Raw genomic sequence first — 16,378 nt, forward strand, 5'->3', positions numbered from 1 at the left:
GCCGCGCGAAATGCGCGTCTGCGGCAATCAGTTTTCGCCGAACGACTCGAAGAAGTCCTTCATGCGCGCGAAAAAGCCGCTCGACTGGGGCGAATTGTCCTTCGAGGAGATCTGCTCGAACTCTTCCAGCAATTCGCGCTGGCGGCGCGTCAGGTTCTGCGGCGTCTCGACCGCCGTCTGGATGTAGAGGTCGCCGACATTGGGCTGGCGCAGCACCGGCATGCCCTTGCCCTTCAAGCGGAACTGGCGGCCGTTCTGCGTGCCTTCCGTCACCTTGACCTTGGTCTGGGTGCCATCGAGCGTGGTCACCTCGAAGGAGCCGCCAAGGGCTGCCGTCGTCATCGAGATCGGCACCTTGCAATAGAGATCGGCGCCGTCGCGCTGGAAGAATTCGTGCGGCTTGACCGCCAGGAAGATGTAGAGGTCGCCCGACGGTCCGCCGCGCAGGCCGGCCTCGCCCTCATTGGCAAGCCGGATGCGGGTGCCGTCCTCGATGCCGGCCGGGATGTTGACCGACAGCGAGCGTTCCTCGGTGACGCGGCCCTGGCCGGCGCATTTCGGGCAAGGGTCCTTGATCGTCTGGCCGCGGCCCTGGCATTGCGGGCAGGTGCGTTCGATCGAGAAGAAGCCCTGCGTGGCGCGCACCTTGCCGTGGCCGTGGCACATCGAGCATGTCACCGGCTGCGTGCCGGGCTTGGCGCCGCTGCCGGAGCATTCCGAGCAGGAGATCGAGGCCGGCACGCGGATTTGCGCCGTCTTACCGGCAAAGGCTTCTTCCAGCGTGATTTCCATGTTGTAGCGCAGGTCGGCGCCGCGTTCGCGGCCGCCCGACGAACGGCGCTGACGGCCGCCCATCATGTCGCCGAAAATATCCTCGAAGATGTCGGCGAAGCCGCCGGCGCCGAAACCGTGCGCTGCGCCGTTCATACCGCCCTCGAAGGCGGCGTGGCCGAAACGGTCATAGGCGGCGCGCTTCTGCGGGTCCTTCAGCGTCTCGTAGGCTTCGTTGATCTCCTTGAACTTGTGCTCGCAGGCATGGTCGCCGGGATTGCGGTCAGGATGGAACTGCATGGCGAGCTTGCGGAAAGCGCTCTTGAGTTCCTTGTCGTCGGCGCCTTTTTGCACGCCCAGCGTTTCGTAGAAATCAGCTTTCATTTTTTCCCGCTGTCCGGATGCTCAATGTCTTCAAGCATTGTTGGCGACGTTTGCCGGCACGTTCTTGGATTTAGGAGCGATGTTTCCCGGATGCTAGTACTAAGCCGGGCCGCTTCGGGCTTTTCTGTCACTTTTTCGACTGGGGTTGCAAAAAAGCCCGGCCTTCCGCCGGGCTTTTCGCATGATCCGCCGTCAGCCGGCTCAGGCCGACTTCTTCTTCTCGTCGTCTTCGTCGATTTCCTCGAAATCGGCATCGACCACGTCCGAATCCTTGGCGGCGTCCGCCTTGGCGTCGGCTTCGGCCGCTTCCTTCTGCGAGGCCTCGTACATGGCCTGGCCGAGCTTCATCGATACTTCGGCGAGCGACTGCGATTTGGCCTCGATATCGGCCGGGTCGTCGCCCTCGGCTGCGGTCTTCAGCGCGGCGATCGCGTCCGAGATCGCGGTGCGGTCAGCCTCCGAGACCTTGTCGCCATAGTCCTTCAGCGACTTCTCGGACGAATGCACGAGCGCCTCGGCCTGGTTGCGGGCCTCGACGAGGGCTCGACGCTTCTTGTCCGCGTCGGCATTGGCCTCGGCGTCCTTCACCATCTTCTCGATGTCGGCGTCGGACAGGCCGCCCGAAGCCTGGATGCGGATCTGGTGCTCCTTGCCGGTGCCCTTGTCCTTGGCCGAGACGTTGACGATGCCGTTGGCGTCGATGTCGAACGTGACCTCGATCTGCGGCACGCCGCGCGGGGCCGGCGGGATGCCGACGAGGTCGAACTGACCGAGCATCTTGTTGTCGGCCGCCATCTCGCGCTCGCCCTGGAAGACGCGGATCGTCACCGCTGACTGCGAATCCTCGGCGGTCGAGAAAGTCTGGCTCTTCTTGGTCGGGATCGTGGTGTTGCGCTCGATCAGCCTGGTGAACACGCCACCCAGCGTCTCGATGCCCAGCGACAGCGGCGTCACGTCGAGCAGGAGCACGTCCTTGACGTCGCCCTGCAGCACGCCGGCCTGGATGGCGGCGCCAAGCGCAACGACCTCATCCGGGTTGACGCCCTTGTGCGGCTCCTTGCCGAAGAACTGCTTCACGATCTCCTGGATCTTGGGCATGCGGGTCATGCCGCCGACCAGGACCACTTCGTCGATCTCGCCGGCCTTCAGGCCGGCATCCTTGAGCGCCGCCTTGCAGGGCTCGATCGTGCGCTGCACGAGATCCTCGACCAGGCTTTCGAACTTCGCCCGGGTGAGCTTCATCGTCAGGTGCTTCGGGCCGCTGGCGTCGGCGGTGATGAAGGGCAGGTTGATCTCGGTCTGCGTCGTCGACGACAGCTCGATCTTGGCCTTTTCCGCGGCTTCCTTGAGGCGCTGCAGCGCGAGCTTGTCGGCCTTGAGGTCGATGCCCTGTTCCTTCTTGAACTCGGCCGCCAGATACTCGACCAGGCGCATGTCGAAGTCCTCGCCGCCGAGGAAGGTGTCGCCATTGGTCGACTTCACCTCGAAGACGCCGTCGCCGATTTCGAGCACGGAAATATCGAAGGTGCCGCCGCCAAGGTCATAGACGGCGATGGTCTTGCCGTCCTTCTTTTCCAGGCCATAGGCAAGTGCGGCGGCCGTCGGCTCGTTGATGATGCGCAGCACCTCGAGGCCGGCGATCCTGCCGGCGTCCTTGGTCGCCTGGCGCTGGGCGTCGTTGAAATAGGCCGGAACGGTGATGACCGCCTTCTCGACCTTCTCGCCGAGATAGGCTTCCGCCGTCTCCTTCATCTTCTGCAGGATCATGGCCGAGATCTGGCTGGGCGACTGCTTCTTGCCGCCGGCCTCGACCCAGGCGTCGCCATTGTCGCCCTTGACGATCTTGTAGGGGACAAGCTTCTTGTCCTTCTCCGTCACCGGGTCGTCATAGCGGCGGCCGATCAGGCGCTTGACCGCGAAGATGGTGTTTTCCGGATTGGTGACCGCCTGGCGCTTGGCCGGCTGGCCGACGAGACGTTCGCCGTCGCTCGAAATGGCGACGATGGAAGGCGTCGTGCGCGCACCTTCAGCATTCTCGATCACCTTGGGGTCCTTGCCATCCATGATGGCGATACACGAGTTGGTGGTGCCGAGATCGATACCGATAACTTTTGCCATTGTTCTAATCTCTCCTCTAAGCAGGCTCTCTGGACCCTTCAAAAGGCGTTCCGACGAAAGCCCCTGTTCACAAGAAATCCCGTCATGGTCCCCGCTTTTTAGGGCTGGACGGCTGGCGCGTATATAAGAACAGGCGACACAAGGCGCAAGCATCCTGCGCAAGCTGTCCGTCGTCTCGGCAGCGACCCGGAAGAGACCCGCCGCGCTCTGCGCCCGAGCCGGTCTGAAGTCGATCTATCTCACTGTTCCGGCTTGGTTTTTTTAAAGCGGCGCCGCTTAGGGCACGCAAATCTGCTGACCGCCAAGGTCAGGACTTGCTGTTTCGGGCGTGACTTTCGGTCGCGAAAGAGCGGAAAAACAGCATTGCGGCGTGCATTTGGCGCCCGGCGGCAAGCTGTGGGGAGCGCCTGGCGCTCGGGCAAAGCCCTGCCGGGCGCGTGGCCCGGCAGGGGGTTGCGGACTTCAAGCAATTCCAGGAAAAGCCGCAGCGGTTTTCCGTTTGGAATTGCGTCAAAACAGAACCTAAAGCCCGTTGTCCTTCAGGATTTTGGCGGCGTTGTCCTTGGTGATCTTTTCCGTCGGCAGGGTGATGGTCTTCTCGACCTTCTCCCCTTTCAGGAACTTGATCGCCTGGCGCAGGCCCTCGGCGCCCGGCGTGACATAGGTGAAGGTCGCCGTCAGCTCGCCCTTGTTCACCATCTGCACGCCTTCGTTGGGCAGGCCGTCGATGCCGATGAACTTGATGTCCTTCTCGCGCCCGACGTCCTTGGCAGCGAGATAGGCGCCGTAGGCCATCGGATCGTTGTGGCCGTAGACGAGATCGATCTTCTCGTTGGTCTTCAGCGCGTTGGCCATGATGTTATAGGCCTGGTCCTGCTTCCAGTCGCCCGACTGCTGGTCGAGCAGGTACTTGATGCCCGGCTCCTTGTCGGTGAATTCATGGAAGCCGTCATGGCGGTCATGCGCCGGCTGCGTGCCCATGCCGCCCCAGATCTCGACGACGTTGCCGGCCGCCTTGCCCTTGCCGCCCAGGAGCTCGACGGCATATTCGCCAGCCGCCCGGCCGATCAGCTTGTTGTCGCCGCCGACGAACTGCGTGTAGTCCTTGGTTTCGACATTGCGGTCGAGCACGAAGACCGGGATCTTGGCATCGATCGCCTGCTGCACCACGCCGGTCAGGCCGGCCGATTCCTTCGGCGAGACCAGCAGCGCGTCGACCTCCTGGCGGATCAGGTTCTCGACGTCGGCGACCTGCTTTTCGGTCTTGTCCTCGCCGTCGGTGATGATCAGCTCGACGTCCGGGTGCTTGGCGGCTTCCGCGATGATGTCCTTGTTGAACTGGGCGCGCCAGGGTTCGATGGTCGTCACCTGCGAGAAGCCGATCTTCCACTTCTTGTCTTGGGCAAAGGCATGGTTGCCGGAAAAGAGCGCGGTGGTCGTCACAAGCGCCGCCGCGAAGGTGGCGAGCTTCAGCATATCACGTCGTTTCATGGTCCTGTTTCCTCCGGATTATAGAGACGAGGTCTCCTGTGACGGCCGCTTGGCTGCGGCCGTTTCCTTTTGCGCCGCCCGTCCGCCGGGCAGGCGCAGATAGCTGAGAAGATCGCCGGCGTTGCGCTCCTGCACGAGCACGGTGCCGATGATGATCGCCCCCTTCAGCACCAGCTGAAGGTTCGAATTGATGTTGTGCAGCTGCAAGATGTTGGACAACAGGCCGAAGATCAGCACGCCGCAGAAGGTGCCGACCAGGCTGCCGCGCCCGCCCATCAGGCTGGTGCCGCCGATGACCACGGCGGCGATGGCGTCGAGCTCCAGCCCGGCGCCGGCATCGGGCTTGCCTTGGCGGTATTGGGCCACGTAGAGCACCGCCGCGATGCCGGCGAGCAGGCCCGACACCGCATAGGTGGCTATCTTGACGCGCCCGGCGGCGATGCCGGAAAGCCGCGCCGCCTCCTCATTGCCGCCGATGGCGTAGACATAGCGGCCGAAGGGCGTGAAGCGCAGCACCGCGCCGTAGATCACGATCGCGCCGAGGAAGAACAGACCTGGCATCGGCACGATGCCGAACACCAGCGAGCGCAGGATCTCGAAATCGGCGGTGGCGTTGGAGCCGGTATAGACCGGCAGCACCGCGTTGTTCTGGCCGGCGGTGAGCCTGGCGATGCCGAGCGCCGTCACCATCATCGCCAGCGTGACGATGAACGGCTGCAGCCGGCCGGCGACGATGATGAAGCCGTTGATGGTGCCGAACAGAAGGCCGACGCAAGGCGCCACCAGCAGCACGCCGAGCACACCAAACTTGGTCTCGACCTGCGGCAGCAGGTACCACAGCGAAAGGCAGCACAGCACCACGCCGACGACGCCCGGAATGATCAGCCCGCGCGCCTTGTCCAGCCGCGCGTCGCGCCCGGCTTCCGCCCCGGCGCGGGATTTCTCGATGTTGAGCAGGATGAAGCGGGTGGCCAGCACGCCGAGGCAAAGCGCTGCCAGCGCCGTCGTCGGCACGCCGAGCGCCGCCGACGGCGTGACGCCCGGCACGGTGAGCAGCATGGCGCAGACGACCGAGCAGATCGCCATCAGCGAGCCAACGGAAAGATCGATGCCGCCGGTCAGGATCACCGCCGTCATGCCGGTGGCGATGAGGCCGGTGGTCGACACCTGGCGCAGCACGTCGAGCAGGTTGCCGTAGGACAGGAAGATGTTGTTGCCCTTGGAGCTGATCGGCGAGCCGAAGACGCCGATGAGGAAGATGGCGATCAGCCCCCAGTAAAGCTTGGTGCGGGAGACAAGGCTGATGAGACTCATGCGGCGGGTCTCGCGGTCGGTCTTGGTGTGGTAAGTCTGGGCGCGGCAAGCCGCATGATCGCCTCCTCGCTGGCGTCAGTGCGGGACAGGATTCCGCGCTGACGGCCCTCGGCCATGACCAGAATGCGGTCGGCCAGATGCAGAAGCTCGGGCAGTTCGGAGCTGATCACGGCAATCGCCAGCCCGTCGCCGGCCAGCTTGAAGACGAGGTCGTAGATTTCGCGCTTGGCGCCGACATCGATGCCGCGCGTCGGCTCGTCGAGCAGAAGCACGCGCGGCCGAGTCGCCAGCCACTTGCCGATCACCACCTTCTGCTGGTTGCCGCCGGACAGCGTGCCGGCGGCCTGCTCGATGCTTTCGCAGCGTATGCCGAGCGCGCCGACCGCGTCGCGTGCCAGGCCCCGCTCGCCGGAGCGCGAGCGCAGGCCGAAGCGCGCCAGCGCGCCGACCAGGGGCAGCGCGACATTGTCGGTGATCGAGGCTTGGAGATGCAGGCCTTGCGTCTTGCGGTCCTCGGTCACCAAAGCGATGCCGAGCCGGCGGGCCTCGCGCGGCGAGCCGATCTCGACCGGCACGCCGTCGAGCCGAATCTCGCCGCCGGTGCGGCCGTCGCTGGAGCCGAAGATCGCCTCCAGGATCTCGGTGCGGCCGGAACCCAGCAGCCCGCCGATGCCGAGGATCTCGCCGGCGGCAAGGTCGAAGCTGACGCCGTCGATCATCGTGCGCCAGCCATGCCGGTCGGGCTTCGACAGCGACAGGTCCCTGACCGAGAGCACCGCTTCGCCGCCGGGGCCGCGCTCATGATCGGAGGAGGCGAGAAGGTCGCGCCCGACCATGGCGGAGATGATGGCGTCTTCGTCCAGCCTTGCCATGTCCCGCGTCAGCACGTGGCGTCCGTCGCGCAGCACCGTCACCCGGCTGGCCAGATGCATGACCTCGTCGATGCGATGCGAGATGTAGACGATCGCAACGCCGCTTGCCGCGAGCTGGCCGATGATGCGGAACAGTCTCTGGCACTCGGCCGGCGACAGCGCCGAGGTCGGCTCGTCCATGATCAGGATGCGCGCCGACTTCGACAGCGCCTTGGCGATCTCCACCAGCTGCTGCTCGCCGACCCTGAGCGTGCCGACACGCGCCTCGGGATCGAGCTCGATGCCGAGACGCTGCAGCAGCGCGCTGGCAGTGCGGCTGCTCGCCTTGCGGTCGACGACCAGCCCGGCGATCAGCTTTTCGCGGCCGAGGAAGATGTTGTCGGCGACGCTGAGCTCGGGGACGAGGTTGAGCTCCTGGTGGATGATGGCGATGCCGGCGTCCTCGGCGTCGCGGACGCCGGTGAAGCGGACCGCCTGACCGTCGATCGCCACGGCGCCTTCGTAGTCGGTATAGACGCCCGACAGGATCTTCATCAGCGTCGACTTGCCGGCGCCGTTCTCGCCCATCAGCGCATGCACCTCGCCGGGCCGGAGGTCCAGGCTCACATCCGACAGCGCGGCGATGCCGCCGAAGCGCTTGGAAATGCCCGTCGCGCTCAGGACGACGGCGGGACCGTCGGCGGCCGCATTGCCAGTCGTGGTGGAATCAATGCGCTGCATGGCAAAGGACGGCCTCCCTCCGTCGTCTTCGATTGTTTGAACGCTAATCTAAACGTTTCGAATGTGTCAAGCGCATATCTGGTTTCTGAGGATTGTTGCATTTCAATTCTTGCGGAAAATGCCGGGTTTGCGTAGGTTTGGCCAAATAGGGGTGACTAAACGTTTCGAAAATGACGGTGTCAGAGCGGAAAAAACAGCGGAAATCCACAGCGCCGACCATGCTGCATGTGGCTGAGGCGGCGCGTGTGTCCGTGGCCACCGTGTCGGCAGTGCTCAACGGCACCGCCACCGTCAGTCCGGAGCTTACCCAGCGCATCGAGCAGGCGATCCGCGACATCGGCTACAAGCGCAACGCCATTGCCCGCAGCCTCAAGATGGGCACCACGCGGACCATCGGCCTGACCGTGCCGCATATCACCAACCCGTTCTTCACCGATGTCGTTTCGGTCATCCAGCAGGCGTTCGACCGCGCCGGCTATGCCGTCATGCTGTGCTGCACGGACGAGGACCTGAACACGCAGGACGACCAGATCCGGCTGCTGCTCGACCGCATGGTCGACGGGCTGATCGTGGCGCGTGTCGGCGACGGCGGCATCCTGAAGGGCATCGTCGGGGACGCCAACGTGCCGGTGGTGCTGCTCGATCGCCTCTGCGACGGCGTCGACACCGATGCGGTGGTGCTGGACAACCAGCGCGCCGTGTTCGACGCCGTTACCTATCTGATCCATCTCGGCCATCGCCGCATCGGCTATATCACCGGCGCATCCGACATATCCCCCATGCATGACCGCATGATCGGCTACCGCGAGGCGCTGCAGGCCGCCGGCCTGCCCGTGGCGGAGGAGCTCATACGCTCCGGCAATTTCCACGAGATCGACGGCTATAACGCCACCATGCAGCTGCTTTCGCTGCACGACCGGCCGAGCGCGATCTTCTCGGCCAACAATCCGATGGTGATCGGCACCATGAAGGCGATCCGCGACATCGGTCTCAGCTGTCCCGAGGACATTTCGGTCGCCTGCTTCGACGATTTTCCCTGGTCGGACGTGTTCGTGCCGCAGCTGACGACCGTGGCGCAGCCGGTGCAGGCGATCGGCGAGCAGGCGGCGAACCTCCTGCTCGACCGGCTGGCCGGCAACCGCGAGGCGCCGCCGCGCAAGCTCGTGCTGAAAGGCCGGCTGATGATCCGCAATTCCTGCCGGCCGCTCGGCGCGCTCGCGCAGAGCGTCAGCGCGTAAATCCGAAGGAGCTCTCGCCGAGCAGTTGCAGCCTCGGAAAGATGCGCCGGCCGCCGGCGACCACCCGGGCACCTTTGCCGATCACCGTCTTGGGGTCCGCTTTCAGCACCGTGCCGCCGGCCTCTTCGACCAGCAGCATGCCGGCCAGGCAATCCCAGGCGTTCATGTGCTCCTCGAGATAGCCGAGCAGCCGGCCGGCCGCCGCATAGGCAAGCATGAGCGCTCCGGAAGCATTGCGGTAGAAGACGCCGCCCTCGCCCATGATCAGGCCGATGAGAATGACGACATTCGTGGTCGAGGCGCGGTTGGAGAGCCCGGTGCCGACCGAGCCTTCGGAAAGCGATGACGCGTTGCTGGCCCTGATCGGCTTGCCGTTGAGGAAGGCGCCGCCGCCAAGACGGGCGTAGAACGTCTCGTCGGTCGAGGGTTCGTGGATGACGCCCACGATCGTCTCGCCGTTCCTGGCGCAGGCGATCACCACGCACCAGGCGGGAATGCCGCGCACGAAATTGGCGGTGCCGTCGATCGGGTCGATCACCCAGACATGACCGGTTGTTCCGGTGATCGCCGCGTGCTCCTCACCGACGATGCCGTCTTGCGGGTAGGCCTCGGCGATGGCCGCACGGATGAACAGCTCGACCTCGCGGTCGGCTTCTGAAACCAGGTCCTGATGGCCCTTGCTCTCGATCGTCAGACTGTCGAGGTCGCGAAAATATTTCAGCCCCAGCTCGCCGGCGCGCCGCGCCAGGTCGATGGCAAAATGCATGCGGTCGTCGAGATCATGGGTCATGGGCAGGCTCGCGCTTTGGCGGGGAGCCTGCCCTTAACAGATGAGCATGTCAGAAGCCATGGCGCCGTCAGGCCGCCTTCGACATCGATTTGTGCACGTCGGCGAGGATCTCAAAGGAGCGCACGCGCGCCGCATGGTCGAAGCACTGCGCCGTCACCATCAATTCATCGGCGCCGGTGCGGCTTATGAAGGCGTCGATGCCCTGGCGCACCGTCTCCGGCGAGCCGACGACGGCGCAGGACAGCGCCTGGGCAAGCATGGTTTTCGCCGCGGGGTCGAGGTCGCGGTCGTAATTCTCGACCGGCGGCGGCAATTGGCCGGGGCGGCCGCTGCGCAGATTGACGAAGGCCTGTTGCAGCGAGCTGAACAGAAGCTTCGCCTCGGCGTCCGACGGCGCGGCGAAGACATTGAGGCCGAGCATGACATACGGTTTTTCGAGTTGCGCCGACGGCTGGAAGCGCGTGCGATAAACCTCCAGCGCATGATCGAGCTCAGCCGGGGCGAAATGCGAGGCGAAGGCGTAAGGCAGGCCGAGAAGGGCTGCGAGCTGCGCACCATAGAGGCTGGAGCCCAGGATCCAGACCGGCACGCTCTGGCCCTCGCCGGGCACGGCGCGAATGCGCTGGCCTTCCTCGGCCGGCTGGAAATAGCCCATCAGCTCGACGACGTCCTGCGGGAAATTGTCGGCTCTTTCGAGATTCCGCCGCAGCGCCCGCGCGGTCAGCATGTCGGTGCCCGGCGCGCGGCCGAGGCCGAGATCGATGCGGCCAGGGAAAAGCGCCGCCAGTGTGCCGAACTGCTCGGCGATCACCAGCGGCGCATGGTTGGGCAGCATGATGCCGCCGGCGCCGACGCGGATCGACTTGGTGCCGCCAGCGACATGCGCGATCACGACGGAGGTCGCGGCGCTCGCGATGCCCGGCATGTTGTGGTGCTCGGCCAGCCAGTAGCGCCTGTAGCCCAGCCGCTCGGCATGGCGGGCAAGGTCGAGCGAATTGGCAAGCGACTGCGAGGCCGTGCTGCCTTGCGTGATCGGCGACAGGTCGAGAACCGAAAGGGCCGTCATTGGTCAGGTCTCCACGATGCGTTTTTCCCGCAGCCTCGCCTCGAAGGCGGCGCGGTCGGGAATGACGATGGCGAGCTGGTTCTCCAGCACGCCGGCGAGCTCGGTGGCGGTCGCGATCTCGCGCTGCTCGCTGCGACCGCCGGCATGATGTGTCGACAGCCGGTTGTTGCGCAGCGCATAGCGCCGGTCGGGCAAGGCGAGCGCGGCAACCAGCGTGGTCAGGAAATGCGAGCTCGGATGCGTCGACAGGAAATGGCTGCCGACCTGATAATCGACCTCATAGGCCTGGCTTATGTCGAAGCGGTAGAGCGTGCGCCAATCGCCGCCAATGCCGGCTTGGAGGCGAAGATGGTCGCCGGTTTCGACGATGCGGAAGGCCTCGTGCGGCGTCTGCTGCTCAAGCCCAGGTTGCAAAAGCAGCGGCGCCGTCAGCGTCAGGCCGCCGAAGCCGACATCGGCAATGTAGGTGCGGCCGCCGAGCTCGACGCGCAGCAGCATGTGGCTGCGCGCGGTGACGGCATCATCCGGCTGGCCCCACAACACGCGCGCCGCCAGCCCGCTGGCGGTGAAGCCGAGCGCCTTCAGCGCATGCATGAAGATGAGATTGTGCTCGAAGCAATAGCCGCCGCGGCTCTGGCCAAGAATCTTGTCCTGCAGCGAGGCGATGTCGAGCCCGACGGAAACGCCCATCAAGGCGTCGATATTCTCGAACGGGATCGCCTGCGGATGGGTTGCGTGCAGCGCCTGCAGCGTGGCCAGCGAAACGTCGGTTGGCCCGTCATAGCCTGTGCGGGCGAAATAGCCATCGAGATCGAAGTCGCTCATTCAGGGGCAGGTCCCGCTTGACCGGCCCGATATAGGCACTGCCCGCCAACGCTGCAAATAACGGCCACGCTTTGCGATTGGACCACATGCCAATGCATGTCGCCCAGAAATGTGCATGGTTCTGGGACAACGACATGCATCAAAACAGGAGCATGTCGCCCAGAAGTGCGCACGGTTCTGGGACCACGGCGAAACAAAGCCCCTGGAGCGCGTCGTCTGAATCCAATTCAGGGCGACGCGCCTTAGTTCCCCGACACAGGGATTTTGAAAGGTTGCCGTTGGTGCAAGATTTTCCATTCATTTCCGTGCAATCAACGCAAACGCCGGGGATTGGTTGAAGCCGCCCCAACCTCGTCATTCTATGGCGGAGCAAGGAGCGAAGCGACGCGCGCAGACCATAGAATGCATTCCGCGACTTGGAAGCGTCGCCACGGTGCAGAATTCTGCTCCGTTGCACACCTTGGCGAAGGTAACGGCATGGATTCCAGGGTCTTCGCGACGGAGCTTCGCTCCTGCTCCGCCCAGGAATGACGACGGGGTTGCGCGTTTCGGCCAATCTCCAAAGTATACCGCCTGAGCCGACCGGTCAAAATCCCTGTGCAGTGCACTTAGGCCGGTTTGTGATTGTTTTCGGCGGGCTCTTCCTCGATGGCCATGGACTGCTGCGCCGCCAGGAAGTTGCCGACATGGCTCAAGCCCTCGAAATGGTCGCAGAAGACCTTGATGACGACCAGCAACGGCACCGCCATCAGCGCGCCGACGAAGCCCCATAGCCATGACCAGAAGGCGATGGCGATCAAGATTGCCACGGCGTTGATCTCGAGGCGCCGTCCGACCACCGTCGGCGTCACGAACTGGCCTTCGACGATATCGCACAACACCACGAAAGCCGGCGCCAGCAGCGCATAGGCGATCGTGTCGAAGCTGATCAGCGCGATGATGGCGACGAGCAGGACGGTCATCAGCGCGCCGACATAGGGCAGGAAATTGAGCAGCGCCGCCGCCGCGCCCCACACCAACGGGGTGGGCATGCCGAGCCCCCAGAGGCCCAGCCCGATCATCGTGCCGAGGCCGGCATTGATCAGGGCAACGGTAAGCAGATAGTGCGAGATTTCGTGCTCGACGTCATAGACCACGCGCAGCGCCCGCTTCTTCTGGGTCATGCTGGTGAACGACTGCACGATCTTCTCGTAGAACAGCGTGCCCGAGGCGAGCAGAAACAGCGACAGCACGAAGACGATGGTGATCGAGGTGCCGGCTTCCAGGAGATTGCTGGCCGCCGTGGACAGAACGCCGGAAGGCGCCACCGCGACCCGCTGCACCCCCGGCTCCTGCGAGGTCTCGGTCAGAGCTTCCAGCTGATGCGCGAGATCCATCACCCGTTCGAGCGGCCGCTTGAACGGCGCCAGCCGCTCGGTGAGCTGCTGGCCGATCGAATAGCTGTTGTTGATGAGGTCGATGACCGGACCGCTGAGCAGATAGCCTGCGACGACGAAAACAAAGATTGAAAGCAGCACCAGCAACGTCGCCGAAACCACTTCCGGTACGCCGTGCTTGCGCAGGAAGCGCACGATCGGCGTCAACGTCAGCGCCAGCAGGAAGGCGAGGATTACCGGCATGAAGAAATCGCGCGCGAAATAGAGCGCTGCGATCGTCAGCAGAATGAAAATCCCGATCACCAGCGATCGCGTCAAGCGCATGTCCGCCCGGGCGCTGGCACGCGGATCAGGGCTTTCGACAACGCTCGCGCCCGAAACGATCGGCTCGGCTTTCATCGGTTCCCCTTGCAAGCCCACCACCCAAACAATGAATGCATGGCAGGCTTCTGGGCGAAACGCGGGAGTTCCGGGCAAGGTTCCATGAGCCGGCTTTCCGCGGCATCGCGCCTGCGGTCGCGCTGCGGGTCGGTCAGTCTTGGCTAACGGGCTTCCGCTCAGCCGGCCGGCGCCACGATGGCGGGCGCGGTTTTGGCCGTCTCCTTGCGCACGATCGGCGCCACCCTGGTGCCGTAAAGCTCGATCGCCTTCATGATCTTGGCGTGCGGCATGGTGCCGATCGCCATTTGCAGTAGGAAGCGGTCGTTGCCGAAGATCTTGTGCTGCGCGACGATCTTTTCCGCCACGGCCTCGGGATTGCCGACGAAGAGGGCCCCACTGGGACCCCGTGCGTGATCGAAATGCGCGCGCGAGGTCGGGCCCCAGCCGCGCTCGCGGCCGATGCGGTTCATCACCTCGGCCTGCGGTCCGTAGAAATCGTCGGCCGCCTGTTCGGGCGTCTCGGCGATGAAGCCGTGCACGTTGATGCTGGTGGCGAGGCTGGCCGGATCGTTGCCGCCGCGCCGCGCCGCCTCGCGGTAGATCTCGAACAAAGGCGCGAAACGGGCCGGCTCGCCGCCGATGATGGCCAGCGTCAGTGGCAGGCCGAGCACGCCGGCACGGGCGGCCGACTGCGGCGTGCCGCCGATGGCGATCCAGACCGGCAGTTTCTCCTGCAACGGACGCGGATAGACGCCGCGGCCGTTGACCGGCGCGCGCAGCTTGCCCTGCCACGTCACTGTCACCTGGTCGCGGATAGCCAGCAACAGGTCGAGCTTCTCGGCGAAGAGCTCGTCATAGCCCTCCAGATTGTAGCCGAACAGCGGGAAGGATTCGATGAAGGAGCCGCGCCCGGCCATGATCTCGGCGCGGCCGCCGGACAGAAGGTCGAGCGTCGCGAATTGCTGGAAGACGCGCACCGGATCATCGGAGGAAAGCACCGTGACCGCGCTGGTCAGGCGGATGCGCTTCGTGCGCTCGGCCGCCGCGGCCAGCGCCACCACCGGCGCCGAGGCGGCATAGTCGGGACGGTGATGCTCGCCGAGGCCGAACACGTCGAGGCCGACCTGGTCGGCCAGCTCGATTTCCTCGATGAGGTTGCGCAGCCGTTCATGCGGGCCGATCGCGCCGGGGCCCGGCTCCGGGCTGACATCGGCGAAAGTGTAGAGACCGAGTTCCATCTGGTTGCGTCCTCAATGTTCATGTCGGCGTTTGTTGTCGGCGCTAGAGGTAACCATCCGCCGTTCTGCCGGCCAGACGCGCGATCTGTGAACAGTGCATCGCGCTGCCGGGCCGTATCCCTGCGGCAACAAGCCCGAATTTTTCATGGCTGCCATACCGTTTTGGCGCTTGAACTTGCCGCTTTCACGCGTATGTAAGCGTCGCGAATACACTGCAGGGAAGTGCACTTGGCTATCTACAGGGAAAAAGACATTTTCGAGCGGCGCAATGCCGCGAACGAGGCAAAGAAGGCGCTGCTCGAGCGCTTCAAGGCAAAACCAGCGGCGGATGATCCGACAGTGCTGGCTCGCCAGGCCGAACGCAAGGCTATCCTTGAGGCCCGTGCCATCCGCGAGGCGGAAAAGGCTCGGCTAAAGCAGGAAAAGCTGGCGCGCGAAGCGGCTGAGAAGGCCGAGCGCGAGGCGATTGCCGAAGCGGCGCGTCTTGCGGCGGAAGCGGCGGCGGCCGAAGAGGCCAAGCGCCGCGAGGCCGAGGAATCCGAGCGCATCGCTTTCGAGCTTGCCGATGAGGCCGCGCGCAAGGCCAAGCGTGACGCACGCTACGCCGCCCGCAAGTCTCGCGTCGGGCGCACGCCTCCGGGCTTCTCCGCCCGCTAGAGCAATTCCAGGAAAAATGGTTCAGGGTCGCCGAAAGCGGCCCTGAACGCGTTTGTGCTACGGATACCGAGCTAGTAGCACTGCACAGGGATTTTGACCGGTCGGCTCTGTTTGCGTTGGTGGCATGCGTGGAGATTGCCGAAACGCCATCGCGATCGTCATTCCAGGGCGGAGCAGGAGCGAAGCTCCGTCGCGAAGACCCTGGAATCCATGCCGTTACCTTCGTCAAGGCGTGCAACGGAGCAGAATTCTGCACCGTGGCAACGCTCGGAAGTCACGGAATGGATTCTATGGTCTGCGCGCGTCGCTTCGCTCCTTGCTCCGCCATAGAATGACGACGTTGGGGCGGCTTCAACCAATCCCCGGCGACTTCACGGAAATGAATGGAAAATCTTGCACCAAGACAAATGGCAACCTTTCAAAATCCCTGTGTCGGGGAGCTAGGCGACCAGTTTCAGCCCGACGATGCCGCAGACGATCAGGCCGATACAGGCGAGCCGGACGATCGTCGCCGGCTCGCCGAGCAGCCAGATGCCGAGCAGCGCCGTGCCGACGGTGCCGATGCCGGTCCACACCGCATAGGCCGTGCCGACAGGCAGCGTCTTCAGCGCCAGCCCGAGCAGGCCGAGGCTGACGATCATCGAGGCAATGGTGAGAAGGGTCGGCAGCGGCTTGGAGAAGCCGTCGGTATATTTGAGGCCGATCGCCCAGCCGATCTCGAACAGGCCGGCGAAGAGAAGAAAAATCCAGGACATCGAAGACACTCCGTCATTCCAGCACCGCTTGAGATGCTTGGTGGCGGGTCGTCCCGGCCGGTTTTCGGGGAAGCGAGGTCGTCCTCGCCCTTTGATATGGGGTGGCCTCGATCAACAAAACGCCGGCAGCATTGTCATGCCGCCGGTTCAAAGTCAGCATTGAGCCGGATCGACCGAATACGGCCGCTTACTTTTCCTTGATGCGCAACGCCTTGACTGGCGGCGCCTTCGGAGCCGGGGCCGCCGCGGGCTTCTTGGCGTCCTTCTTCGGCTTGCGGGCTTCCTTGCCCGCCTTCATCGCACCTTTAGCCATGATTCGCTCCTCCGATTGTGGACGTGCGAGTGAAACAAGAGAAATGCCCGGCTGCAAGAGGCTGTGCCG

The 16,378-nt window shown here is 64.4% G+C and carries 14 protein-coding genes; 2 read left to right on the plus strand and 12 right to left on the minus strand.

The features are described 5' to 3' along the window. Positions 1-27: 27 nt before the first annotated feature. From dnaJ to FJ425_RS18710, 5 genes are all read right to left on the minus strand, one after another. Positions 28-1,155, minus strand: a complete 1,128-nt coding sequence (dnaJ, locus tag FJ425_RS18690; protein ID WP_140725245.1) for a molecular chaperone DnaJ — start codon at positions 1,153-1,155, stop codon at positions 28-30. 201 nt (positions 1,156-1,356) lie between these two features. After that, on the minus strand, positions 1,357-3,273 hold the full coding sequence (gene dnaK, locus FJ425_RS18695; protein WP_140544804.1) for a molecular chaperone DnaK: 1,917 nt from the start codon (positions 3,271-3,273) through the stop codon (positions 1,357-1,359). Positions 3,274-3,795: 522 nt separating this feature from the next. Next, positions 3,796-4,764, minus strand: a complete 969-nt coding sequence (locus FJ425_RS18700; protein ID WP_140635901.1) for a substrate-binding domain-containing protein — start codon at positions 4,762-4,764, stop codon at positions 3,796-3,798. A gap of 18 nt (positions 4,765-4,782) precedes the next feature. Beyond that, entirely contained in the window at positions 4,783-6,078 is a 1,296-nt protein-coding gene (locus tag FJ425_RS18705; RefSeq protein ID WP_140725247.1) for an ABC transporter permease, read from the minus strand. Continuing rightward, positions 6,075-7,670 (minus strand): sugar ABC transporter ATP-binding protein, encoded by a 1,596-nt coding sequence (locus FJ425_RS18710; protein WP_140725249.1) that lies wholly within the window; start codon positions 7,668-7,670, stop codon positions 6,075-6,077. Before FJ425_RS18710 ends, FJ425_RS18705 begins: the two co-directional genes overlap by 4 nt. A 218-nt stretch (positions 7,671-7,888) precedes the next feature. Between FJ425_RS18710 and FJ425_RS18715 the strand changes: the two genes are divergently transcribed. After that, positions 7,889-8,908 carry a LacI family DNA-binding transcriptional regulator gene (locus FJ425_RS18715; protein WP_140635895.1) on the plus strand — a complete coding sequence of 340 codons (1,020 nt, stop codon included), beginning with the start codon at positions 7,889-7,891 and terminating at the stop codon, positions 8,906-8,908. Here the strand turns inward: FJ425_RS18715 and FJ425_RS18720 are convergent. The 5 genes from FJ425_RS18720 to FJ425_RS18740 form a co-directional block, all read right to left on the minus strand. Continuing rightward, complete coding sequence (locus FJ425_RS18720) at positions 8,898-9,698, minus strand: inositol monophosphatase family protein (RefSeq protein ID WP_140635893.1); 801 nt, start codon at positions 9,696-9,698, stop codon at positions 8,898-8,900. The two genes, FJ425_RS18715 and FJ425_RS18720, sit on opposite strands and share 11 nt — an antisense overlap. 67 nt (positions 9,699-9,765) lie before the next feature. Then, positions 9,766-10,764 (minus strand): LLM class flavin-dependent oxidoreductase, encoded by a 999-nt coding sequence (locus FJ425_RS18725; RefSeq protein WP_140635891.1) that lies wholly within the window; start codon positions 10,762-10,764, stop codon positions 9,766-9,768. A gap of 3 nt (positions 10,765-10,767) precedes the next feature. Further along, positions 10,768-11,589: an arylamine N-acetyltransferase gene (locus FJ425_RS18730; protein WP_140725251.1), complete on the minus strand. Its 822-nt coding sequence runs from the start codon at positions 11,587-11,589 to the stop codon at positions 10,768-10,770. A 608-nt stretch (positions 11,590-12,197) separates the two neighbouring features. After that, positions 12,198-13,364 carry an AI-2E family transporter gene (locus FJ425_RS18735; RefSeq protein ID WP_140700572.1) on the minus strand — a complete coding sequence of 389 codons (1,167 nt, stop codon included), beginning with the start codon at positions 13,362-13,364 and terminating at the stop codon, positions 12,198-12,200. Between the two features lie 158 nt (positions 13,365-13,522). Further along, positions 13,523-14,584 (minus strand): LLM class flavin-dependent oxidoreductase, encoded by a 1,062-nt coding sequence (locus FJ425_RS18740; RefSeq protein WP_140725254.1) that lies wholly within the window; start codon positions 14,582-14,584, stop codon positions 13,523-13,525. Positions 14,585-14,812: 228 nt separating this feature from the next. Here FJ425_RS18740 and FJ425_RS18745 point away from each other — a divergent pair, with 228 nt between their 5' ends. Beyond that, positions 14,813-15,241 (plus strand): DUF6481 family protein, encoded by a 429-nt coding sequence (locus tag FJ425_RS18745; protein ID WP_140635884.1) that lies wholly within the window; start codon positions 14,813-14,815, stop codon positions 15,239-15,241. Positions 15,242-15,681: 440 nt separating this feature from the next. Here FJ425_RS18745 and sugE read toward each other — a convergent pair whose 3' ends face one another. Further along, entirely contained in the window at positions 15,682-15,996 is a 315-nt protein-coding gene (gene sugE / locus FJ425_RS18750) for a quaternary ammonium compound efflux SMR transporter SugE (protein WP_140725257.1), read from the minus strand. A 187-nt stretch (positions 15,997-16,183) separates the two neighbouring features. Continuing rightward, positions 16,184-16,309: a hypothetical protein gene (locus FJ425_RS32355; protein WP_095769470.1), complete on the minus strand. Its 126-nt coding sequence runs from the start codon at positions 16,307-16,309 to the stop codon at positions 16,184-16,186. Positions 16,310-16,378: the final 69 nt, after the last annotated feature.

Source organism: Mesorhizobium sp. B2-7-2 (assembly GCF_006440775.1).
Lineage (GTDB): Bacteria > Pseudomonadota > Alphaproteobacteria > Rhizobiales > Rhizobiaceae > Mesorhizobium.

Bases quoted from the DNA above. Each gene is read 5' to 3' on its own strand.
- dnaJ (WP_140725245.1), bottom strand. From the start codon at position 1,155: ATGAAAGCTGATTTCTACGAAACGCTGGGCGTGCAAAAAGGCGCCGAC.
- dnaK (WP_140544804.1), bottom strand. From the start codon at position 3,273: ATGGCAAAAGTTATCGGTATCGATCTCGGCACCACCAACTCGTGTATC.
- FJ425_RS18700 (WP_140635901.1), bottom strand. From the start codon at position 4,764: ATGAAACGACGTGATATGCTGAAGCTCGCCACCTTCGCGGCGGCGCTT.
- FJ425_RS18705 (WP_140725247.1), bottom strand. From the start codon at position 6,078: ATGAGTCTCATCAGCCTTGTCTCCCGCACCAAGCTTTACTGGGGGCTG.
- FJ425_RS18710 (WP_140725249.1), bottom strand. From the start codon at position 7,670: ATGCAGCGCATTGATTCCACCACGACTGGCAATGCGGCCGCCGACGGT.
- FJ425_RS18715 (WP_140635895.1), top strand. From the start codon at position 7,889: ATGCTGCATGTGGCTGAGGCGGCGCGTGTGTCCGTGGCCACCGTGTCG.
- FJ425_RS18720 (WP_140635893.1), bottom strand. From the start codon at position 9,698: ATGACCCATGATCTCGACGACCGCATGCATTTTGCCATCGACCTGGCG.
- FJ425_RS18725 (WP_140635891.1), bottom strand. From the start codon at position 10,764: ATGACGGCCCTTTCGGTTCTCGACCTGTCGCCGATCACGCAAGGCAGC.
- FJ425_RS18730 (WP_140725251.1), bottom strand. From the start codon at position 11,589: ATGAGCGACTTCGATCTCGATGGCTATTTCGCCCGCACAGGCTATGAC.
- FJ425_RS18735 (WP_140700572.1), bottom strand. From the start codon at position 13,364: ATGAAAGCCGAGCCGATCGTTTCGGGCGCGAGCGTTGTCGAAAGCCCT.
- FJ425_RS18740 (WP_140725254.1), bottom strand. From the start codon at position 14,584: ATGGAACTCGGTCTCTACACTTTCGCCGATGTCAGCCCGGAGCCGGGC.
- sugE (WP_140725257.1), bottom strand. From the start codon at position 15,996: ATGTCCTGGATTTTTCTTCTCTTCGCCGGCCTGTTCGAGATCGGCTGG.
- FJ425_RS32355 (WP_095769470.1), bottom strand. From the start codon at position 16,309: ATGGCTAAAGGTGCGATGAAGGCGGGCAAGGAAGCCCGCAAGCCGAAG.